The following is a 22,703-nucleotide window of genomic DNA, read 5'->3' as shown; positions in this document are numbered from 1 at the left end:
GGGGCAACCTGCGGTGCTCGGGTTTGGCGGGGTCTCGCTCGAACTCGCTCCGTTTCACTTCGCTCAGACAATCGCGAGCCCTGATCCGCCAAACCCTGCGCTCCTCGGCGCATACAGAGGGGCAAAGGGGACAGAACATCCACACGGGCCTTTGCTTCGCTGCGCTGCGCTCGGCCCCAACTCGCGGGCGCAAGCGCCACGCGCTGCGCAACTTGGGCCGAGCGCAGCGATGGCCCGAATGGATGTTCGGCTGTTCGGTTGTTTGGATGTTCGGCTGTCCACCCCCTGCTGGCTGCGCCTGCGGCGGGGCGGTTGCGGGGTGAGCAGGGGCGTCGGAGCGCCCATGCCTCGTCAACTGACTCGCCGTGGATGTCTGAGCGGCGCGCGCAGCGCAAAGCGAGTTCCACGGCGCACCCCGCAACCGACACGCCGCAGGTTTGCCCCTTCGCTCCGCGAAGGGGTCGCAGACTGGGGGTCGCCTTTCTTTTGGGTACTTTTCTTTGGCGAAGCAAAGAAAAGTACCTCGCCCGCCGGGGCGACTCCCGGCCTCCGCCCTCAACCAAGGCATGCGGTTCAATCAGCACACAAAAACCAACACTACAAAATCAATAGCAATCACCGCATATCCCACTAGCGCATCCAGCCCAAACCCCTCAAACAGGCCCCAAAGCCATCCGCCCCGAAGAAGTGACCGACGCATCCCTCGCATGCCGCGTCTCCACCCGGTTGCGCCCCGCCCGCTTCGCGTCATAACAAGCCATGTCCGCCGCATACAGCACCGACGGCACATCCTGCAAGCTGGCATCCAGCACCACCAGCCCAATACTCACCCCCAGCGTAAAACTGCGCCCCTGGTACGACGGCTCCCACGCATGCACCGCCGCACGCAACTGCTCGGCCACGGCCTGGCCGCGTGCCAGCGCACAGCCGGGCAACACCACCGCGAACTCGTCGCCACCCAGGCGCGCCGCCCAGCCGATCTGGCGCACATGGGACTCCAGCAGCCGGGCCACATGGCGCAGCACGTCGTCGCCCGCGTCGTGGCCCGCAATGTCGTTGACCACGGTGAAATGGTCCAGGTCGAGGAACAGCACCACACCATCGCCCTGGGTCTCGCCACCCTCCTCGTCGGCAGCGGGCACCACAGCGCGCTGGCGGGCCGACCGCTCGGCCATCAGCTGGCCCAGGCGCTCGTCAAACGCGGCGCGGTTGTACAGCTGCGTCAGCGCGTCGTGCGCGCGGCCCCAGGACTGCTGCACCTGGGCCTCGCGCGCGGCGGTGATGTCTTCCAGAATCCACACGGTGCCACCGTGCACCTCCTCGGGGCGCACGCCCCGGCCCTGCACGCGGGCCCACACGGGACTGCCGTCCTTGCGCATAAAGCAGATGTCGCCGTCGAACGCACCATGCGCCGCCACTTCGGCCCGCACCCGGTCGCCCACCTGCGCATAGTCGGCGTCGCTCGCGTACAGGATGCGCGCGGGGCGGCCCTGCAGCTCCTGCGCGGTGTAGCCCAGCATCACGCAGGCCTGGTGGCTCGCCACCTCCAGCATGCCGTGGCGGGTGATGACGATGCCCACGGGGGCGCTGTCCAGCACGGCCTGGAACTGGCCGACCACCGTGTCCTTGCGCGACTGCTGCAGGCTGCCCTGCTGCACCAGGCCCTGGAACACGCGCACCAGCTCACCCACCTCGCCGCCCGCGCGGGGCCAGTCCACCGCCTCTACGGGCTGCTGGCGCGCGCTGGTCCGGAGCAGCTGGCGCGCCTTGAAGGTCAGCTGCGCCAGTGGCTGGGCCATCCAGCCCATCAGCGCCACGGCCAGCAACATGCACAGCACCATGCTGGCCACCGCCAGCCACCAGGCTTCGCGCTGGGCGCCGCGCAGCGGTGCCAGCAGCGCCTGCGACTGGCTCACGCGCGCCACGATCCACTGCGGCAGCGGCATGCCCGCCATGCTCACGATGTGGTCGGCCTGCACATGGGTCATGCCCCGCCCGACCACGGGCTGGGCCTGGCTTTGCCAGCGGGTGTACACGGGGGCCAGGCCCGCCTCGTCACGTACCTGGCCCAGCACGCGGGCGGGGTCGGAGTGCGACAGGATGGTGCCGTCGCGGGTGAAGACGATGAGCTGCGAGTCGTCGCGCGCGGGCAGCGTCATCGATGGTGGCAACAGGCTTTGGGATTGCAGCCGCAAAGCACCCGCCACCACCCCCATCACGGTGCCGTCGTCACGGTGCAGCGGCATGGTGAACATGACGCGCGCCTCGCCCCGGCGCCCGGCGATCAGCTCGGACACCAGAGGTTTGCCGTCGACCAGGGTGCGGCGCAAGGCGTCGCGCTCGGCAGGGTCCAGGTCCGCCGCCTTTTCGATCTGGCCGGCGCGTAAATTGAGGCGCAGTTCGCCGTTGTCGCGCGCGACCTGCATGGTGTCGAAAAACTGCACCGCAGGCAGGCCCTGCTGCAGCAGCCATTCCAGCGACGAGGGCGACTCCAGCACGGCCGGCGTGATGCCAGCAGCCACCGTGCGCAGCACCTTCTGGCTTTGTTCAATCTTGCTGGCCAGCAACCGGGCCACCACCTCGACCTCGTCGGTCTGCTGGCTCACCACCCGGCGCATGGCCTCTTGTCCGGAGGCCCGTGTGACCAGCCAGGCAGCCACCGCCCCCGACAGCGCCACCGCCAGCGCAGCCACCAGCATCAGCCGCAGCACCAGGGCGCCGGGCACCAGCCAGCCCGGCGCAGGGTCCGGGGCAGCCTGGGGGCCGGGCGGCGGCGTCATGGACGCTTCCCCCCTTCGGGCTGATGGGCACGCTCAAAGTTCGGCATGGGGACGGGTCGCAGCAGACATGTCCCAACAAATATACGCAGGGCCTGTGCCCCGGGGCTTGGGTGGAACCCTTGGGTAAAGCCAAGGAAAAACCCTGAGCCCGCCGGGGTGCGGAGGGTATGAAAAAGGGGTGCGGCAAGGGCCGTGCAGCGCGGTGCACGCGCACATCGCCGCGCAGAAGAGCCGCCTCCGGGCCGATCGCCTCAGAGGTGTCGATTTGTCAGCAAATGCAACGGAGCACCAGCCCGTGACAGCGCTCAGGAGCAAGCAGCCGGTTGGCCGCTGCTGAGCCTCAAGAATGCGGGGTCAGCAGCCCGCCATCGACTGCAAGGCCCGGGGCTGGGGCAGTGCCAGCACATTGCCGGTGCCGTGGATCAGGCCCAGCTCGCGCAGGTGGCGCAGCACGCGCGAGAAGGTTTCGGGCGCAATGCCCAGCTGGGCGGCGATCAGGCGTTTACGCTGGTGCAGGGTGACCTGCATGGCGCCACTGTGGTCCGGCTGGGCGTGGTTCAGCAGCCACTGTGCGCAGCGCGATTCGGCATCCTGCGCGAGGCGGCTCACAGCCAGTTCAGACTGCTGCCGGTAGCCCTGGGCCATGTCCAGCAGCAGGCCGCGAGCGCCCGCCGGCATGGCGGCCAGACTGCGCTGGAACGCCTCGATGGGCACGCGCCGCACATGCACGCGGGTGTCGGCCACCATGTCCACCGGCAAAGGCAGGCCCAGCAAGGCCGACGCGGCGTCGAGCCAGAACGGCCCCTCGACAGCACCGAGCTGGTGGCGCAGGAAACCGTCGTCTAGCACACCGCGCAGCACACGGCCGCTTTCGAGGTGCGACACCGTCGTCAGCACCTCATTGCGCCTGCGCAGCACTTCGCCGGGAGCGATGACCTCGGTGTCAGCGGGCAGAGAAAAAAGGTTAGGTGGCAGCATGGAAGCCACTGTGCCGTGCGGCTGCGCCTGCGGCATTGAGCCACATCAAAACCGCACCATGTCGCCCGCCCCGTGCGCCCCAGGTTTGCGCCAAAACACACGAAAACTGCGCCAGCAACGTGCATGGTTGCGCGCTGAGAGCGCCTGGCAGGGATGTAAACAGGTGTTGCACCAGGGCATGGAACTTGCGAAGCCCTACCGGCGGGCCCCGCCCTGCACCACGGTGCAACAGGGGTCGCGTCTCCTTTGCCCCGCCGGCCCTCCGGCGCTTTTTTTTCCCCAGGAATCACTCCATGAAGAAAAACCTGATTGCACTGTCTCTATCGCTTGGTGGCGCCCTGCTGTGTGCCACCGGGGCCCAGGCCCAAAGCTCGGTTCAGCTGATGGGGCTGACCGATGTATTCGTCGGCTCCATGAAAAACGCTGGCGACGCCGGCAGCAGCAAGGTGGTCAACAGCGGCGGCATGACCACGTCGTGGTTCGGCGTCAAGGGCACCGAAGACCTGGGCGGCGGGCTCCGGGCCAACTTTGCGCTCACCTCGTTCATCAAGGTGGACAGCGGCATCCAGGGCCGCTTTGCCAACGACACCTTCTTCTCGCGCGATGCCAACGTGGGCCTGAGCGACAGCTGGGGCACCGTGACCGTGGGGCGCGGCCTGGCGCCCAACTTCCTGCCGTCGATCCTGTCGAACCCGCTGGGCGACTCGTTCACCTTTGCGCCGCTGATCCTGCACATGAACGTGCCCCTGTTCAACGGCACGGGCTGGGGTTCCACCACGCCGTCCGACACCGGCTGGTCCAACGAAATCATCTACAGCACGCCCAACCTGGGCGGCCTGACCGCCAACCTGCACTACCAGTTTGGCGAGGTCGCGGGCGACAGCAGCAAGAAGAACGTGGGCATCAACGCGCTGTACTTCAACGGCCCCATCACCCTCACCGGCTTTTACGAGCGTGACCAGATGAGCAACCCCGCCGTGCCCAGCACCTACCTGGGCACCACCAAGACCGACTGGATGCTGGGCGGCGCGTATGACTTTGCCATCGTGAAGGCCTTTGCCAGCTACGGCCAGGCCAAGGCCGACAACACCACCAACAAGGCCAAGACCACGCAGCTGGGCGTGTCGGTGCCCGCAGGCGCCACCGGCAAGGTGCTGGCATCGTGGGCGCAGACCAAGATGACGGCCACCGACATCTCGCGCAAAACCTTCACCGTGGGGTATGACTACTTCCTGTCCAAGCGCACCGACGTGTACGTGATGGCCATGAACGACCGCATCACCAACCAGACCAAGGGCAACAGCTTCGGCGTGGGCATCCGCCACCGGTTCTGACGGCTGCACGCAGCGCCTGGGCCATTTTCAAGCCCCAGCAGCTCCAGGCGCTAGTGCAATATGCCTGAGCAGCTACAAAATCAGTAGCACCCGGAAATCGTTCACGTTGGTGTGCGTGGGGCCGGTGACCAGCAGGTCGTCCAGCCCCGCAAAGAAACCCCAGGCGTCATTGCGTGCCAGGCGGTCGTCGATGCGCAGGCCCGCTGCGCCTGCACGCGCCAGCGTGTCGGGACACACAAAGGCCCCCGCGTTGTCTTCGCTGCCGTCGATGCCGTCGGTGTCGGCTGCCAGCGCCCACACCGCAGGCTCGCCCTGCAGCGCCTGCGCCAGGCCCAGGCAAAACTCGCCCGCGCGCCCGCCCCGACCCCGGGGCACACCGGGTGCACGCGTGCGCACGGTGACGGTGGTCTCGCCCCCCGACAGGATCACACACGGCGCCGCAAACGGCTGGCCGCGCCGCGCCACCGCACGGGCCAGTGCTGCATGCACCTTGCCCACCTCGCGCGACTCGCCCTCCATCTCGTCTGACAGCACATGCGCAGGCAGCCCCGCCGAACGGGCCAGCGCAGCGGCGGCCTCCAGCGCCTGCTGGGGAGTGGCAATCATGTGCACGGTATGGCCGGCAAAACGCGCGTCGCCGGGTTTGGGCGTCTCCAGGCTGCCGGCCTCCAGCGCGGTGCGAATGGCCGGGGGCACCTCTATGCCATAGCGCGCCAGAATAGCCAGCGCATCGGCGCAGGTGGTCGCATCCGGCACGGTGGGGCCACTGGCGATCACCGACGGGTCGTCGCCCGGCACATCGCTGATGGTGAGCGTGACCACGCGCGCCGGCGCACAGGCCGCCGCCAGGCGCCCGCCCTTGATGCGCGAGAGGTGCTTGCGCACGCAGTTCATCTCGCCAATGTGCGCGCCGCTGTCGAGCAGGGCGCGGTTGATGCGCTGCTTGTCTTCCAGCGTCACCCCGTCGCAGGGCAAGGTCAGCAGGGACGAGCCCCCGCCCGAGATCAGGCACAGCACCAGGTCGTGCTCCGTCAGCCCCTGGGTCAGATCCAGAATGCGCTGCGCTGCCGCCAGCCCGGCCGCATCGGGCACAGGGTGCGCGGCCTCCACCACCTCGATGCGCTGGGGCACGCCCGCAGGCCGGGGCGGCACATGCCCGTAGCGCGTGACCACCAGGCCCGACAGGGGCGCGTCCTGCGGCCACAGGGCCTCCAGCGCCTGCGCCATGGCGCCGCCCGCCTTGCCCGCGCCCAGCACCAGGGTGCGGCCCCCGCTCTCGCGGCTGGGCGGCTGGGGCAGCCACCGGCGCATGCCCTGCAGAGGCTGCGCGCTGTGCACGGCGGCATCAAACAACGCCTTCAAAAAGGCGCGGGGGTGGGTACGGTAGTCCGGCAGGGAGGGGCTGGCTGGCTGGGTTTCTGGGTGCATGCCGCGCATTGTGCAGCGGCGGGGTCGGTCACTCGGCTGTAACCAGCTTGTCACACGCCGCCGGTATCGTCGGCACCCTTGCTCAGGGACCCACAACAGCCATGCACAACACCCCATGGAGCCGACTGGAGGCGATGATGGCACTGCTGTCACCCGCCGCCCGCCAGGGCACCGGCCCCCTGGCGCGGCTGATGCGCGAGGGCGGGCTGTACTGCGTGTTCCAGCCCCTGGCCGACCTGCGCGAGGGCCAGGTGTACGCGCACGAAGCGCTGATCCGGGGGCCCCAGAACACCCCCTTGCACACCCCCGACAAACTGCTGGAGCTGGCCCGGCACGAGGGCATTCTGCAGGACTTCGAGCTGCTGTGCGTCTACACCGCCATGGAGCAATGGGGGCGCCACGACGCACCGGGCCGGCTGTTTGTGAACATCAGCGCCGATGCGCTGGTGCATGGCGTCCAGCTGATCGGCGCTACCGAGCTGGGCAACACCGTACGCAGCCTGGGCCTGAGCGCCCGCATGCTGGTGCTGGAGATCACCGAACACGAACGCGTGACCGACATGCCCCAGCTGCGCCAGGCCATCAAGGCCGTACACGCCTGCGGCGCGCGGCTGGCGCTGGACGACTTTGGCGACGGCCGCTCCAGCCTGCGGCTGTGGTCCGAGGTGAAGCCCGACTTCGTGAAGATCGACAAGTACTTCATCCGCGACATCAGCGACCACCCCGAAAACCTGCAGATGCTGCAGGCCATCAAGGGCATTGCCGACGTGTTCGGCACCCAGCTCATTGCCGAAGGCATAGAAACCCGCGACGACCTGCGCGCGCTTCGCGACCTGGACATCCCCCTGGGCCAGGGCTGGCTGCTGGGCCGCCCGGCCATGGCGCCGCGCGAGGCCGTGGACGACGCGGCGCTGGAGGTCATGCACGACCGCCGCGTGGCCGTGCTGCCGCACCTGGGGCAGACCGCGCGCCCGGGCATTCTGCGCAGCCTGCTGGTGGTGCAAGCGCCCACCGCGGCGCCCGCCACCAACAACGACGCCGTGGCCGCCCTGTTCCGCCAGCATACGGACCTGCACGCGCTGGCGGTGGTGGACGGGTCGCGCCCCGTGGCCCTCATCAACCGCCAGCAGTTCATGAACCACTACGCCACGCCGTACTTCCGCGAGGTGCACGGCCGCAAGTCCTGCCTGGCGTTTGCCAACCTTGCGCCGCGCGTGGTCGAGCTGGACTGCGATGTGGACCAGCTCGTGGGCATCCTCACCTCGCAGGACCAGCGCTACCTGAGCGACGGCTACATCGTCACCGACAACGGCCGCTACCTGGGCCTGGGCACGGGCGACCAGCTGGTGCGCGCCGTGACCGAGACCCGCATCGAGGCCGCGCGCCATGCCAACCCACTGACTTTCCTGCCGGGCAACATTCCCATCAGCCTGCACATCCAGCGCTTGCTGGAAAGCGGCACCGAGTTCGTGGCCTGCTATGCGGACCTGAACAACTTCAAGCCCTTCAACGACCACTACGGCTACTGGCGCGGCGACCAGATGATCCGCCTGGTGGCGCGCCTGGCCACGGCCCACTGCGACGCGCGCAGCGACTTTGTGGGCCATGTGGGCGGAGACGACTTCATGCTGATCTTCCAGAGCAGCAACTGGCTGCAGCGCTGCAAGAACATCGTGGACGAATTCGCACGCGAGGCCATCACACTGTTTGACGACAGCGCCCGGCTGGCAGGCGGCATCCAGGCCGAGGACCGGCATGGCGTGCAGCGGTTCTTCCCGTGCACCACGCTGGCCATTGGCGCCGTGCGCATCACGCCCGAGCGCTTTCGGCACGCCGAAGAAGTGGCCAACCTGGCCGCCGTGGCCAAGCATGAGGCGAAGCAGGCAGCCACCGGGGTAGTGCTGCATGGCGGGTTTACCGAGTCGAGCCTGGGGGCCCTGGCTGCGACCCGGGCGCTGCAGGATGTGTTGGCGGCGTAGGGACTGTTTGGACCGCGTCCCGAGGACGCGACGCCAATGCAAAACCGAGGTTCTAGCTCAGCGACAGTAGGCCATTGACGCGGCAGGGCTTGTGGCAAACAAGTCCGCTTCGGGCGGCGGATTCAACGCCCTCAAGGCCCCGTAGGCGCCCCTGCCTCAAACCACTTCCCAATCAGCGCCCGCTCCGCATCGGTGATGCCCGTCGCGTTGTTCATAGGCATGAGCTTTTGCACCACGGCCTGCTGGTAGATGGCCTGGGCGTGTTGCTTGACGCTGCCGGGCGAATCAAGCCGCAGGTTCTTCATCTGCACCGCAGCGCCGTGGCACATGTAGCAGCGCTGTTCCAGCACCGCTTGCACGGCCTTGAAGTCGTTTTGGCCGCTAGCGCCCGTTTTATCTGTGCTAGCAGCTCCTGAAACAGGAGCATTCGCCACAGGAGCGGCCACCGGCGCGGGGCGCATCCACACGATGGCGCCCACGATCACGACCACGCCGACCAGGGCGTAGGGCAGCGGGTTGCCATTACGGCCTAGCTTGTAGCCATGGCGCATCACAAAGAACTGGCGGATGGCCGCGCCCGCGAACATCATCAGGATCAGCACCAGCCAGTTTTGCGGGTGGCTCCACGTAAAGCTGTAGTGGTTGCTCAGCATGGCAAACAGCACGGGCAGCGTGAAATAGGTGTTGTGCACGCTGCGCTGCTTGCCGCGTTTGCCGTGGATCGGGTCCACGGGCTGGCCGGCCTTGATCTGGCTGATGACGGTGCGCTGGCCGGGGATGATCCAGAAGAACACGTTGGCGCTCATGGATGTGGCGATCATCGCCCCCACCAGCAGGAAGGCTGCGCGGCCCGCAAACCAGTGACAGGCCAGCCACGAGGCCACGCACACCAGCACCAGGACCAGCGCGCCCACAATCGCGTCGCCGTTCTTGCGCTGGCCGAAGATGCGGCAGATGGCGTCGTACAGCAGCCAGAACACTACAAAGAAGCCCAGCGCCACCACGATAGCGGTGGCAGGCGCCCAGTCCATGCGCGACTTGTCGATGAGGTAGGTGCTGGCGCTGTAGAGGTAGGACACGGTGAACAGCGCAAACCCGCTGATCCAGGTGCTGTAGCTCTCCCAGAAGAACCAGTGCAGGTGTTTGGGCAACTGCGGCGGCGACACTGCAAACTTGACCGGGTGGTAGAACCCGCCGCCGTGCACGGCCCAAAGCTCGCCGCTCACGCCTTGTTTCTTGAGGTCTTCGTCCTCAGGCGGCGTGAGGCTGCTGTCCAGAAAAACGAAGTAGAACGACGAGCCGATCCAGGCGATGGCCGTAATGACATGGACCCAGCGCAAAAGCAGGTTGGCCCAGTCGAGAAAATAGCTTTCCATATCTCAACCTTGGCAGCGCGCACGCGCTGCAACAGCAAACCTGCTCACCACTGCGGGCGCTCTGAGCAGACATTGAGGTCGCGCACCTTGGCCAGTGGGTTGCTGGCCGGGGCACCGCTGCGACCGGTACGTCAAAGTGTATGCAGGAATTGTTCCCGATTCCAGCCCCAACCTGGGGCATTCGGGGCCGGAATTACCCTCATTCCCCGGCCTTTGGTGCGGGCTGCAGCGTCTGCAACAACTGCGCTGCCACGGCCACGGCAATCACCTCGGGCTCCTTGCCCCCAATGCCGGGGATGCCGATGGGGCAGGTCACCTGCGCCAGCTCCTCGGGCGCGAACCCGCGCCCATGCAGGCGGTTGCTGAAGGTGGCCCACTTGGTCTGACTGCCGATCAGCCCGATGAAAGGCAGGTCGCCCTGCTCGCGCTGGCGGCGCAGGCAGGCGGCCACCACGTCCAGGTCCTCGGCATGGCTGAAGCTCATGATCAGCACGCGGCTGCCGGGTGCCAGGCGGGGCACGGCGAGTTGCACCGGCTCGGAGTGTTCGCAGACCACACCTTCGGGCGGGTCGGAAGGGAAAATGCCGTCCCGGCTGTCGATCCAGGTCAGCGCAAAAGGCAGTGGCGCCAGCACGCGGGCCAGCGCGTGGCCCACATGCCCGCCGCCAAACAAGGCCACTGGATGCAGGCGGGGCGCCAATCGCTGGGCCAGGCCTGGTGCGTCTTGCGCTGCGAGCAACTCAAACCCGAGGTGCACCACCCCGCCACAGCACTGGCCCAGCGCCGGGCCCAGCGCAAACCGCATCGGCCCCGGCGCGGTGACCGGCCCACCCGCCAGGCGGCGGCGTGCTTCGGCAATCGCCTGCAGCTCCAGATGCCCGCCGCCGATGGTACCCACCAGCTGGTCGGCGAACACGGCCATCCAGGCGCCGGGCTCCCGGGGCACGGACCCTTGGGTAGACTCCACGGTCACCAGACAGGCTGGCGCGGCCCCCAGGCCCTCCAGCAGCATTTGCAAATTTGTCACCGCGATCCTTTTCGTGACGGACGCAAAACGGGCCTTGCCAGCGGCTCACCCTCCGGTGAGGCGGCTCTTACAGCCCCCATTGCGACCGTCGTCATTTTGTAACGTACCACCTTCGCCGCTGGGTTATCGTGCCCGCAGTCTCAGGAACCTTTCACACCATGCCCGACACGCCCTCTCCTCGCTCCACCGGAAAGCGCAGCCACTGGTTGCTGGCAGGCATCATGGCCGTGGGCGCAGCGCTGGTTTCGGCCTGCAAGTCCCCGCCAGAGCCCACGCCAGCCCCCGCGCCCGACAGCGTCCCGTCCACCGGGCCGGATGCCAGTGGCGTCAAGGGCCCCGTGCCCGCCACCGCCGGGTCAGCGCGCCCCTCGGCCGCTGCCACGCCGCTGGCCTACCGCCAGGATGCCGCCACGCACCTGTATGGCCTGAACCGCGAGCGCATCTTCAAAGGCAAGCTGCCGCCGCAGCTGTATGCCATCGGCGTGCTGCAGCTCGACATCGACCGCGCGGGCAAGATCACCCGCCTGCACTGGATGCGCGCCCCGCGCCATGCCCCCGAGGTGGTCACCGAGATCGAGCGCACGGTGCGCGCTGCGGCTCCCTTCCCAGTCCCCGCCCGCATGGGCAAGGTCACCTACACCGAGACTTGGCTGTGGGACAAGAGCGGGCACTTTCAGCTCGATACGCTGACCGAAGGGCAGCTGTAGCAATATCTCCCTGAGCGGCCAGGCCACTTCGGCCGTCAGGCAGCGCTTGCTACGAGCCCCGGTAGGTCGAATAGCTCCAGGGGCTGACCAGCAGCGGCACGTGGTAGTGCTGGTCGGCATGCGCAATGCCGAAGTCCAGGCTCACCTGGTTCAGAAAATTGGGTTCGGGCAGCTGCACGCCCCGGGCCTTGAAGTAGCCCGCCACATCAAAGCGCAACCGGTAGGTGCCCGTGCGCAGGCTGGCGTTGTCGAACAGCGGTGCGTCGGTGCGGCCGTCGTGGTTCAGCACGAGGCGCTTGATGAGGGTGGCGTTGTCGCCGTCGGTGGAATACAGGGCCACTTCCATGCCGGCCGCAGGGCAGCCGTTCATGGTGTCCAGAACGTGGGTGCTCAATCCCATGGGGGAATCTCCTGAAGTAAGAGTCTGTCCAATCGGCGACGATTGCCAGATCGCAGTGTGTAGACCAAAAGTGTATACACTTTTCACCATCCACCGTATCATGCAGCCATGGAATCTTCCTCCACCAACGCCATCGTCGAAGCGCTGACCCGCGCCATCGTAGAACACCGCCTGCAACCCGGCACCAAGCTGGCCGAGCAAAAGCTGGCCGACCACTTTGGCGTATCACGCACGCTGGTGCGCCAGGCACTGTTTCAGCTGGCGCAAAACCGGCTGGTCACGCTGGAGCCCGCACGGGGCGCATTTGTGGCGACACCCTCGGTCGAGGAGGCGCGCCAGGTGTTTGCCGTGCGCCGCATGCTGGAGACCGAGATGACCCGCGCCTTTGTGCGCAGCGTGACGCCCGCCAAGCTCAAGGCCCTGCGCGCCCACGTGGCCAGCGAGAAGGCCGCCATGGGCACCCACGACGCCAGCACCCGTACCGAGTTGCTCGGCGACTTCCATGTGCGCATGGCCGAACTGATGGGCAACGAGGTGCTGGCGCAGATGCTGGGCGACCTGATCTCGCGCTGCGCCCTCATCACGCTGATGTACCAGTCGGCCAGCGCGGCCGAGCACTCGCACGAGGAGCATGCCGACATCGTGGCGGCCCTGGCCGCGCGCGACGAGGAGCGCGCGGTGGCCCTGATGCAAAGCCACCTCGAACATGTCGAAGCCAGCCTGACCTTTGACCGCAAGCGCCCGGCCAGTGACTTGGCCGCCGCACTGGCCTCTTGAAAACCACCCCACCATGATCTACGACACCACCCAGGCCTACCCCCGCGACCTTATTGGCTACGGCAAGACCCCGCCCCATGCGCAGTGGCCCGGTGGCGCGCGCATTGCCGTGCAATTCGTCCTGAACTACGAAGAGGGCGGCGAAAACGCCGTGCTGCATGGCGATGCAGGCAGCGAGCAGTTCCTGTCCGAAATGTTCAACCCGGCCAGCTACCCCGAGCGGCACATGAGCATGGAGGGCATTTATGAATACGGCTCGCGTGCTGGCGTGTGGCGCATCCTGCGCGAGTTTGAAAAGCGCCAGCTGCCCCTCACGGTGTTCGGCGTGTCCACGGCCCTGCAGCGCCACCCCGACCTCACGACGGCTTTTGTGGAGCTGGGCCACGAGATTGCGTGCCATGGCCTCAAATGGATCCATTACCAACACATTCCCGAAGAGGTGGAACGCGCCCACATGCAAGAGGCGATGGACATCATCCAACGCATGACGGGCGCAAGAGGAAGTTCGAAAGACCATGTACATGGTCTGGGCTGGTACACCGGCCGCGACAGCCCCAACACGCACCGCCTGGTGGCCGACTACGGCGGCTTTGAATACGACAGCGACTACTACGGCGACGACCTGCCCTTCTGGATGAAGGTGCAAAAGACCGACGGCAGCGTGGTGCCCCAGCTCATCGTGCCCTACACGCTGGACTGCAACGACATGCGCTTTGCGCTGCCCCAGGGCTACTCGCACGCCGATCCGTTCTTCCAGTACATGAAGGACACGTTCGACGCGCTGTATGCCGAGGGCGACCCAAATGGCGACAACGCGCCCAAGATGATGAACATTGGCATGCACTGCCGCCTGCTGGGCCGCCCGGGCCGCATCACGGCGCTGCAGCGCTTTCTGGACCACATTGCGCAGCACGACAAGGTGTGGGTGGCCCGCCGTATCGACATCGCGCGCCACTGGAAGGCCGTGCACCCCTACCCCACCACAAAGGCCTGATGACCATGGCATGGACCCTTGACCAACTGAACGCTGCCACGCCCGCACAGGCCCTGGAGGCGCTGGACGGCGTGTACGAGCATTCCCCCTGGATTGCCGAACAGGCGCTTGCCCAGCGGCCGTTTCGCTCGCTGGCACACCTCAAGCACGCCCTGGCTCACGCGGTGCGCACCGCCAGCACCGAGGCGCAGCTGGGCCTGATCCGCGCCCACCCCGAACTGGCGGGCAAGGCAATGGTGGCGAAAAGCCTGACGGCCGAATCGACCAACGAGCAGTCCAAGGCGGGCCTGACGCAGTGCACGCCCGAAGAATTTGCGCGCATCCAGCAGCTCAATGCGGACTACAACGCCCGCTTTGGCTTCCCCTTCATTCTGGCCGTGCGCGGTCCGCGCGGCGCGGGGCTGAACAAGCAGCAGATCATCGATACCTTTGCGCGGCGGCTCGACAACCACCCGGAGTTCGAGGTGGCAGAGGCCTTGCGCAACATCCACCGCATCGCCGAGATCCGCCTGAACGACAAGTTCGCCGCCGAACCTGTGCTGGGCAATGACGTGTGGGACTGGCATGAAAAGCTGGCCGAACACTCCGACCCCGGCTTTGCCGAAAAGGGCCAGCTCACCGTCACCTACCTCACCGACGCCCACCGCGCCTGCGCCCAGCGCATCAGCCACTGGATGCGCGACTGCGGCTTCGACGAGGTCGAGGTGGACGCCGTGGGCAACGTGGTGGGACGGTATCGCGCCGCCACACCCGGTGCCAAGTACCTCATGACCGGCTCGCACTACGACACCGTGCGCAACGGCGGCAAGTACGACGGGCGCCTGGGCATTTTTGTGCCCATGGCCTGCGTGCGCGAACTGCACCGCGCGGGCAAGCGTCTGCCGTTCGGCATCGAGGTGATTGCCTTTGCCGAAGAAGAAGGCCAGCGCTACAAGGCCACCTTCCTGGGTTCGGGCGCGCTCATCGGGCACTTCAACCCCGCTTGGCTGGACCAGAAGGATGCCGACGGCGTGACCATGCGCGCGGCCATGCAGCACGCGGGGCTGTGCATTGACGACATCGCCAAGCTGCAACGCGACCCGGCCCAGTACTTGGGCTTTATTGAAGTCCACATCGAACAGGGCCCGGTGCTCAACGAGCTGGACCTGCCGCTGGGCGTGGTCACCTCCATCAACGGGGGTGTGCGCTTTGTGGGCGAAATGATCGGCACCGCCAGCCACGCAGGTACCACCCCCATGGACCGCCGCCGCGATGCGGCCGTGGCCGTGGCAGAGCTGGCGCTGTACATCGAGCAGCGCGCCGCCCAGGACGGGGACTCGGTGGGCACGATCGGCTTGCTCAACGTGCCCGGCGGCTCCATCAATGTGGTGCCGGGCCGCTGCCAGTTCAGCCTGGACCTGCGTGCGCCCACCGATCCGCAACGGGACGCACTGGTGCGCGATGTGCTGGACCACCTGGGCCAGATCGCCGCCCGGCGCGGCCTGCGCTATACGCTGGAGGAATCCATGCGCGCCGCCGCAGCCCCCAGCGCCCCGGCGCTGCAGCACCATTGGGAGCGCGCGGTGGACCACCTGGGCGTGCCCGTGTTCCGCATGCCCAGTGGCGCAGGCCACGACGCGATGAAGCTGCACGAAATCATGCCGCAGGCCATGCTGTTTGTGCGCGGAGAAAACTCCGGCATCAGCCACAACCCGCTCGAATCCACCACCAACAACGACATGCAAGTGGCTGTGGACGCCTTCACCCAGGTGCTGCACCAGCTTGCCGAGGAACAACAACCATGACCACCCCGAACCACCACGCCGCGCTGGACGCCTGGATCGACCAGCACTTTGACGAAGAAGTGCGCTTTTTGCAGGCCCTGGTGCGCGTGCCCACCGACACGCCCCCGGGCAACAACGCACCCCATGCCGAGCGCACCGCCGAGCTGCTGAAGGACTTTGGCTACGAGGCCGAAAAGCATGCCGTGCCCACCGTCGACGTGCAGGCCTACGGCATGGAGTCCATCACCAACCTCATCGTGCGCAGACCATACGGCAGCGGCGGCAAGACCATCGCCCTGAACGCCCACGGCGACGTGGTGCCGCCCGGCGAAGGCTGGACGCACGACCCTTACGGCGCCGAGATCGTCGATGGCGCCATGTATGGCCGCGCCACCGCCGTGAGCAAGAGCGACTTTGCAAGCTTCACCTTTGCGGTGCGTGCTCTCGAAGCCGTGGCCAGGCCCGCCCAGGGCGCGGTAGAGCTGCACTTCACCTACGACGAAGAGTTTGGCGGTGAACTGGGCCCCGGCTGGCTGCTGCAAAAGGGGCTGACCAAGCCGGACCTGATGATTGCCGCGGGCTTCAGCTATGAAGTGGTCACCGCCCACAACGGCTGCCTGCAGATGGAAGTGACGGTGCACGGCAAGATGGCCCACGCCGCCGTGCCCCACACCGGCGTGGACGCTCTGCAGGGCGCCGTGCACATCCTGAACGCGCTGTACGCGCAGAACGATGAGTACAAGAAGGTCACGTCCAAGGTCGAGGGGATCAAGCACCCCTACCTGAACGTGGGCCGCATCGAGGGCGGGACCAACACCAATGTCGTGCCCGGCAAGGTGATGTTCAAGTTCGACCGCCGCATGATCCCCGAGGAAAACCCGGTGGAGGTCGAAGCCACCATCCGCCGCGTGATCGAACAGGCCGCAGGTGAGCGCGCAGGTATCAGCGTGGAGATCAAACGCCTGCTGCTGGCCAACGCGATGACGCCGCTGGCGGGCAACAAGCCTCTGGTCGACGCCATCCAACAACATGCCCAAGCCGTGATCGGCGAACCGGTCCCGGCTGTGGGCACGCCGCTCTACACCGATGTGCGCCTGTATGTGGAGCGCGGCATTCCCGGCGTGATCTACGGCGCCGGCCCCCGCACCGTGCTCGAATCGCACGCCAAGCGCGCCGACGAGCGCCTGCAACTCGAAGACCTGCGCCGCGCCACCAAGGTGATCGCGCGGACATTGAGCGACTTGCTCGCCTGAAGGCCCGCAGGGCTTGAGATAGAGTCATGCATGCAGCACATCAGTGCTGCGCTGCAATGTCATGACTAGATTGCCTCTGACAGCCCCTTGACCAACCTACACTGGCGCGGGCGCATCCATCGACTGGGTGCGCCCGTTGTCATTTCCAGATTCCACACACCAGGAGATATCCCATGAACATTCGCCATACGCTGCTGGCTGGCAGCGTTGTGCTGGCCCTGGCCAGCCTCACCGCCTGCGGCAGCACGCCCCCGGTGGCCAAGGCTCAGCCGGTAGCCGCAGTACAGCAGACCGCCTCGGCCCAAGCCGCCAGCGCAGCCTACGACTTCGACATGGATGTGTTCCACCCCGTGGTGGCACGCAACGGCATGGTGGCCACCGAGCAGGAACTGGCCTCGCAGATCGGCCTGGACATCCTCAAGGCCGGTGGCAATGCGGTGGATGCCGCTGTCGGCATTGGCTTCGCGCTGGCCGTGGCCCTGCCCAACGCAGGCAACCTGGGCGGCGGCGGCTTCATGATGGTGCACGATGCCAAGACCGGCAAAAGCGTGGCCCTCGACTTCCGCGAAGTGGCGCCTATCAAGGCCACGCGGGACATGTACCTGGATGCCAAGGGCAATGTGGTGGACGGCAAGTCGCTGTACACCCACTACGCCGTGGGCGTGCCCGGCACCGTGGCCGGCATGGAGCACGCGCTCAAGAGCTGGGGCACCCTGCCCCTGTCGCGTGTGATCGCTCCGGCCATCGAGCTGGCAGACAGGGGCTTCCCGGTGAGCGAAACGCTCGCCAAGATCCTGCAGCAAGAGAAGAAGAACATGGGCAAATGGCCCGCCACCCAGGCCATCTTCTGGAAGAACGGCGAACCGCTGAAGGTGGGCGACCCGCTGGTGCAAAAAGACCTGGCGCAGTCCATGCGCCTGATTGCCCAGCAGGGTGCCAAGGCGTTCTACGAAGGCGAGATCGCCCAGAAGATCGCGGCCGAAATGGCACCCCACGCGGGCGCCATCACGCTGCAGGATTTGCGCGAGTACAAGGTGGTGGAGCGCGCACCCACGCGTGGTACCTACCGTGGGTATGAGATCGTGACCATGCCCCCACCCTCCTCGGGCGGCCCGCACCTGGTGCAGATCCTCAACATGCTGGAGCCACTGCCCCTGGCCCAGTGGGGTCCCAACAGCGCTCAGACCATCCACCACATGGCCGAGAGCAGCAAGCTGGCGTATGCCGACCGCTCCGAATACCTTGGCGACCCGGATTTCGTGAAGATCCCGCTCAAGGGCCTGACCTCCAAGCGCTATGCCGAATCGCTGGCCAAGGGCATCGACCCCAACCGCGCGCGCCCGGCCAAGGAGATCAAGCCCGGCCAGCCCCAGCCGTATGAGAGCGACCAGACCACCCACTACAGCGTGGTGGACAAGGCGGGCAACGCCGTGGCCGTGACCTACACGCTCAACACCAACTTCGGCAGCGGCATCGTGGCCAAGGGCACGGGCATTTTGCTCAACAACGAGATGGACGACTTCTCGGCCAAGCCCGGCGTGGCCAATGCCTACGGGCTGGTCGGCGGTGACGCCAACGCCGTGGCCGCCAAGAAGCGCCCCCTGTCGTCCATGACGCCCACCTTGGTGCTGAAGGACGGCAAGCCCACGCTGGTGACCGGCAGCCCCGGCGGCGCGCGCATCATCACCACGGTGCTGCAGACAGTGGTCAACACCATCGACTTTGGCATGAACCCCGCCGAGGCCGCTGCCGCACCCCGCGTACACCACCAGTGGACGCCCGACGAGCTGCGCGTGGAAAAGGGCCTCTCGCCCGACACCATTGCCCTGCTCAAGCAACGCGGCCACAACATCGCGGTCAAGCCTTCGATGGGCCGCACGCAGACCATCCAGATCCGTGGCGGCGCGCTGTACGGCTACTCGGACCCCCGCAACCCCGACGGCAAGACCCTCGGCTACTGATTGCCAGCGCCCGCTTCATGCGGGCGGTCTGTACTTGTCAACATTTGCGAGGCCACGCCCCACAAGGGCGTGGCCTTTTTATTGCCGGCTCTGGCAACCCCATGCGGGCATACCCTCATACCGTCATTCTTCAGACTTGCCTACATTTCTTGTATGCAAGATTTGCGTTCAAAAAAAGCTACTGAAGGAGTTGGCATGCCCCGGTTTTTCAAATCCCTTTTTGGCCAGGTGGTGCTGGCCTTGATAGCCGGTGTGGTGGTGGGCCTTGCGTGGCCCGACACCGCCATCGCGCTCAAGCCCCTGGGTGACGGCTTCATCAAACTCATCAAGATGCTGATCCCGCTCATCGTGTTCTGCGTGGTGGTGCATGGCATCGCAGGCACGGGCGACCTGAAGCGGGTGGGCCGGGTGGGCGTCAAATCGCTGATCTACTTCGAGGTCGTCACTTCCATCGCCCTGGTGCTGGGCCTGGCGCTGGCGTTCTGGTTCGAGCCCGGCGTGGGCATGAACGTGGACCCCAAGGCGCTCGACCCTAAAGCCATGGGCGCCTACGCCGAGAACGCCAGCAAGCTCACCGGGGGCGGCTTCACCGACTTCTTGCTCAAGCTCATCCCCACTACCGCCGTGAGCGCGTTTGCCAACGGCGATGTGCTGCAGGTCCTGCTGTTCTCCATCGTTTTTGGCTGCGCCCTGGCATTGATCGGCGAGCGCGGCGCGCGCGTCACCAGCCTGATCGACGACCTGTCGCATGTGCTGTTCAAGACCATGGGGCTGATCATCAAGCTGGCTCCGTTGGGTGTGCTGGGGGCCATCGCCTTCACCGTGGGCAAGTACGGCCTGGGCTCCCTCAAGCAGCTGGGCATGCTGGTGGCGCTGTTCTACGCTGCGGTGGCCATCTTTGTGGTGGTGGTGCTGGGCCTCATCATGCGGGTGTCGGGCTTCAGCCTGTTCAAGCTGCTGCGCTATCTGCGCGAGGAGCTGGCCGTGGTGTTTGCCACCACGTCGTCTGACAGCGTGCTGCCGCAAGTCATGGCCAAGCTCAAGCACATGGGCATCCGCGACTCCACCGTGGGCCTGGTGATCCCCACCGGCTACTCGTTCAACCTGGACGCGTTCTCGATCTACATCACGCTGGCGGCCGTGTTCATCGCCCAGGCCACCAACACGCCGATTTCCATGGCCGACCTGCTGACCATCCTGGCGATCTCGCTGGTCACCTCCAAGGGCGCACACGGCGTACCCGGCTCGGCCATCGTCGTGCTGGCCGCCACCTTGCAGGCCATCCCTGCCATTCCGGCGATTGGCCTGGTGCTGGTGCTGTCGGTGGACTGGTTCATGGGCATCGCCCGCGCGCTGGGCAACCTCATTGGCAACTGCGTCGCCACCGTGGCCGTGGCGGCGTGGGAGGGCGACATCGACCGCGAACGCGCCCATGCCGTGCTCGACGGCCGCGAGCCACCCATGCCACGCGCCTGATCAGGCACAGCACTTTTGCAGCACGCGACAATCCGGCCATGAGCATCAACCAGACCCAGATCGCCCAGCAGGTGGTGGAATCCATCCTCGCGCAAAAACTCTCGCCCGGCGAGCGCCTGGGCGAGCAGGAGCTGGCCGATCTGTTCGGCGTGAGCCGCACGCTGGTGCGCGAGGCCCTGATGCAGCTGCAGGCACGGGGCTTTGTGGAAGTGCGCTCGCGCCGGGGCTGGTACGTGGTGGAGCCTTCGGTGGAGGATGCGCGCGACGCGTTCTCCGCCCGGCGCATCATCGAATCGGGCATCCTGGCCGATGCGGGCCGACCGCTGCAAAGCGTGACCCGCCGCCTGCGCGCGCACATCGCCGACGAGCAGCAGGCCATCGAAGGGGCGGACGCTGCCACCCGCGCCTTTCTGCTCGCAGACTTCCACGTCTGCCTGGCCGAGGCGATGGGCCACCGCAGCCTGAGCGACATCCTGCGCGACCTCACGGCGCGCACCACGCTGGCCGCATCACTCTACCAATCGCAGCACGCGGCCAGCCAGTCCTGCGCCGAGCATGCTGCCATCGTCGAGGCACTGGAGGCCGGCAACACCACCCTGGCCCGTGAGCGCATGCTGGCCCACATCGGCCATGTGGAAGGCGCTCTCAACCCCGGCCAGCCCCTGGTGCGCGACCGGCTGCGGGAGTCCCTGGCACCGCTGACCAGCCCACGCACCAAGGCGGCAGCTACGGACCCGGGCTAGCCACACCGAAGGCACCCAGGCCACCCACCGTCCAACCGCCTCCACCACGGCAGGCGGGAAATTGCTGCGTCCCTAAGGGTTAACCGGGATAAGCGCGTCCGGTCATTTTGTATACGATTTTTGTATGGACATTTGTGCACCATCCGGTGCCCGTGTTCCTTTCGTATTCACACCCCCAACCCGCCGAAGGACACCCATGAACCCGCCCGTACACCCCGTGGACGAACACCTGCCCCTGGGGCGACTGACGGCGCTGGGCCTGCAGCATGTGCTGGTGATGTATGCGGGCGCCGTGGCGGTGCCGCTCATCGTGGGCCGCGCGCTCAACCTCACGCCCGACCAAGTGGCCAAACTGATCTCGGCCGACCTGTTTGTGTGCGGGCTGGTCACGCTGATCCAGGCGCTGGGCGCCTCGCGCTGGTTTGGCATTCAGCTGCCGGTGATGATGGGGGTGACCTTTGCCTCGGTGGCGCCCATGATTTCGATGGCGCAGAGCACGGGTGGCACGGCCGGGGCCGGGCTGATCTTTGGCTCGGTGATCGGCGCGGGTGTGATCTCCATCCTGATCGCACCGCTGGTCAGCCGCATGCTCCGCTTCTTCCCGCCCGTGGTCACCGGCACCATCATCGCAGTCATCGGCATCAGCCTGATGCGCGTGGGCATCAACTGGATCTTTGGCAACCCCGTGGGCCCCACAGCGCCCAGCGTGCCCAACCCCGAGCACCTCAAATGGCTGGCAGAGGCGCAGGCAGCGGCGGGTGCACCCGGCTCATCGCTGCCGCCGGTCCCCAAGGGCTTTGCCGTGGTGCCTACGGTGCCCAACCCCAAGTACGCGGACCTGACCGGTGTGGGCATCTCGGGCCTGGTGCTGCTGTCCATCCTGCTGATTGCCAAGTTTGCCAAGGGCTTCATCGCCAACATTTCGGTGCTGCTGGGCATCGTGATCGGCGCGGTGGTTGCCGTGGGCATGGGGCTGATGAACTTCGACAAGGTGGCCAAGGCGCAGTGGTTTGACCTGGTGCTGCCGTTCGAAATTGCCGGGCCCGTGTTCGACCCCATCCTGATCCTGACCATGACCCTGGTGATGATCGTGGTCATGATCGAATCCACCGGCATGTTCCTCGCCCTGGGCGAGATGACCGACCGCAAGGTCGACCAGGCGGCCCTCACGCGCGGCCTGCGCACCGACGGCCTGGGCACGCTGCTGGGGGGCATCTTCAACACCTTTCCGTACACCAGCTTCTCGCAGAACGTGGGCCTGGTGGCCGTCACCGGCGTCAAGAGCCGCTTTGTGTGCGTGGCCGGTGGTGTGATCCTGATCGTGCTGGGCGTGCTGCCCAAGATGGCCGCCCTGGTCGAGTCGCTGCCCACCATGGTGCTGGGCGGCGCGGGGCTGGTGATGTTCGGCATGGTGGCGGCCACGGGCATCCGCATCCTGGGCGGGGTGGACTTCAAGACCAACCGCTTCAACGCCATGATCGTGGCCGTCTCCATCGGCGTGGGCATGGTGCCGCTGATCGCACCCAACTTCCGCCAGTGGATGCCGCATGCCATCCACCCCCTGATCGAATCCGGTATCCTCCTGGCCTCGATCACGGCGGTGGCCCTGAACGTTTTCTTCAATGGCGCCAGCCGCGACACCTCCGCCGCTGTCAACGCCGCACGCCAGGCCGACGCCCACTAGCATCCCGCCTGCCCGCTGCCGAAAACCCGCCACCGCCCGCGTG

General features: G+C 66.6%; 17 protein-coding genes. 11 read left to right on the top strand and 6 right to left on the bottom strand.

Going from position 1 to position 22,703, the window contains the following annotated elements; all coding sequences use genetic code 11:
• Positions 1-653 precede the first annotated feature (653 nt).
• Both ACODSU_RS06480 and ACODSU_RS06475 read right to left on the bottom strand, forming a co-directional pair.
• A complete protein-coding gene (locus tag ACODSU_RS06480; RefSeq protein WP_488840943.1) occupies positions 654-2,780 on the bottom strand; it encodes a sensor domain-containing diguanylate cyclase in 2,127 nt (708 codons plus the stop codon).
• A gap of 354 nt (positions 2,781-3,134) precedes the next feature.
• Positions 3,135-3,758 (bottom strand): Crp/Fnr family transcriptional regulator, encoded by a 624-nt coding sequence (locus tag ACODSU_RS06475; protein ID WP_488840941.1) that lies wholly within the window; start codon positions 3,756-3,758, stop codon positions 3,135-3,137.
• A 293-nt stretch (positions 3,759-4,051) separates the two neighbouring features.
• Here ACODSU_RS06475 and ACODSU_RS06470 point away from each other — a divergent pair, with 293 nt between their 5' ends.
• Entirely contained in the window at positions 4,052-5,092 is a 1,041-nt protein-coding gene (locus ACODSU_RS06470) for a porin (protein ID WP_488840939.1), read from the top strand.
• 72 nt (positions 5,093-5,164) lie between these two features.
• On the opposite strand, the gene ACODSU_RS06465 is transcribed toward ACODSU_RS06470, so the two are convergent.
• The gene (locus ACODSU_RS06465) at positions 5,165-6,520 is read right to left on the bottom strand and encodes a glycerate kinase type-2 family protein (RefSeq protein ID WP_488840937.1); all 1,356 of its coding nucleotides are present in this window, start codon (positions 6,518-6,520) and stop codon (positions 5,165-5,167) included.
• 101 nt (positions 6,521-6,621) lie between these two features.
• Between ACODSU_RS06465 and ACODSU_RS06460 the strand changes: the two genes are divergently transcribed.
• Positions 6,622-8,499 carry an EAL domain-containing protein gene (locus tag ACODSU_RS06460; RefSeq protein ID WP_488840935.1) on the top strand — a complete coding sequence of 626 codons (1,878 nt, stop codon included), beginning with the start codon at positions 6,622-6,624 and terminating at the stop codon, positions 8,497-8,499.
• 131 nt (positions 8,500-8,630) lie between these two features.
• Here ACODSU_RS06460 and ACODSU_RS06455 read toward each other — a convergent pair whose 3' ends face one another.
• Together ACODSU_RS06455 and xdhC are read right to left on the bottom strand one after the other, a co-directional pair.
• On the bottom strand, positions 8,631-9,875 hold the full coding sequence (locus tag ACODSU_RS06455) for a urate hydroxylase PuuD (RefSeq protein WP_488840933.1): 1,245 nt from the start codon (positions 9,873-9,875) through the stop codon (positions 8,631-8,633).
• A 199-nt stretch (positions 9,876-10,074) separates the two neighbouring features.
• Positions 10,075-10,902: a xanthine dehydrogenase accessory protein XdhC gene (xdhC, locus tag ACODSU_RS06450; RefSeq protein WP_488840931.1), complete on the bottom strand. Its 828-nt coding sequence runs from the start codon at positions 10,900-10,902 to the stop codon at positions 10,075-10,077.
• Positions 10,903-11,060: 158 nt separating this feature from the next.
• Between xdhC and ACODSU_RS06445 the strand changes: the two genes are divergently transcribed.
• Complete coding sequence (locus tag ACODSU_RS06445; protein ID WP_082522390.1) at positions 11,061-11,609, top strand: hypothetical protein; 549 nt, start codon at positions 11,061-11,063, stop codon at positions 11,607-11,609.
• A gap of 49 nt (positions 11,610-11,658) precedes the next feature.
• Here the strand turns inward: ACODSU_RS06445 and uraH are convergent, their stop codons facing one another.
• Positions 11,659-12,009, bottom strand: a complete 351-nt coding sequence (uraH, locus tag ACODSU_RS06440; RefSeq protein ID WP_015012870.1) for a hydroxyisourate hydrolase — start codon at positions 12,007-12,009, stop codon at positions 11,659-11,661.
• A 108-nt stretch (positions 12,010-12,117) separates the two neighbouring features.
• Between uraH and ACODSU_RS06435 the strand changes: the two genes are divergently transcribed.
• The 8 genes from ACODSU_RS06435 (at position 12,118) to ACODSU_RS06400 (ending at position 22,660) form a co-directional block, all read left to right on the top strand.
• A complete protein-coding gene (locus tag ACODSU_RS06435; RefSeq protein WP_488840929.1) occupies positions 12,118-12,786 on the top strand; it encodes a GntR family transcriptional regulator in 669 nt (222 codons plus the stop codon).
• A 13-nt stretch (positions 12,787-12,799) separates the two neighbouring features.
• A complete protein-coding gene (gene puuE, locus ACODSU_RS06430; RefSeq protein WP_488840927.1) occupies positions 12,800-13,780 on the top strand; it encodes an allantoinase PuuE in 981 nt (326 codons plus the stop codon).
• A 5-nt stretch (positions 13,781-13,785) separates the two neighbouring features.
• Positions 13,786-15,564 (top strand): 2-oxo-4-hydroxy-4-carboxy-5-ureidoimidazoline decarboxylase, encoded by a 1,779-nt coding sequence (gene uraD / locus ACODSU_RS06425; protein ID WP_488840925.1) that lies wholly within the window; start codon positions 13,786-13,788, stop codon positions 15,562-15,564.
• Positions 15,561-16,796, top strand: coding sequence for a M20 family metallopeptidase (locus ACODSU_RS06420; RefSeq protein WP_488840923.1), 1,236 nt, complete (start codon positions 15,561-15,563; stop codon positions 16,794-16,796). The genes uraD and ACODSU_RS06420 overlap by 4 nt, the downstream gene beginning before the upstream one ends.
• Before the next feature lie 173 nt (positions 16,797-16,969).
• Positions 16,970-18,757 (top strand): gamma-glutamyltransferase, encoded by a 1,788-nt coding sequence (ggt, locus tag ACODSU_RS06415; RefSeq protein WP_488840921.1) that lies wholly within the window; start codon positions 16,970-16,972, stop codon positions 18,755-18,757.
• 195 nt (positions 18,758-18,952) lie between these two features.
• Complete coding sequence (locus tag ACODSU_RS06410; RefSeq protein ID WP_488840920.1) at positions 18,953-20,233, top strand: C4-dicarboxylate transporter DctA; 1,281 nt, start codon at positions 18,953-18,955, stop codon at positions 20,231-20,233.
• Between the two features lie 38 nt (positions 20,234-20,271).
• A complete protein-coding gene (locus ACODSU_RS06405) occupies positions 20,272-20,976 on the top strand; it encodes a GntR family transcriptional regulator (RefSeq protein WP_108626735.1) in 705 nt (234 codons plus the stop codon).
• A gap of 196 nt (positions 20,977-21,172) precedes the next feature.
• Positions 21,173-22,660, top strand: coding sequence for a nucleobase:cation symporter-2 family protein (locus ACODSU_RS06400; RefSeq protein ID WP_015012862.1), 1,488 nt, complete (start codon positions 21,173-21,175; stop codon positions 22,658-22,660).
• Positions 22,661-22,703: the final 43 nt, after the last annotated feature.

It is taken from the genome of Acidovorax sp. FG48, from assembly GCF_057809085.1.
Note: the sequence above shows the minus strand (reverse complement) of the source record. Positions and strands in the feature narration are given on the sequence as shown.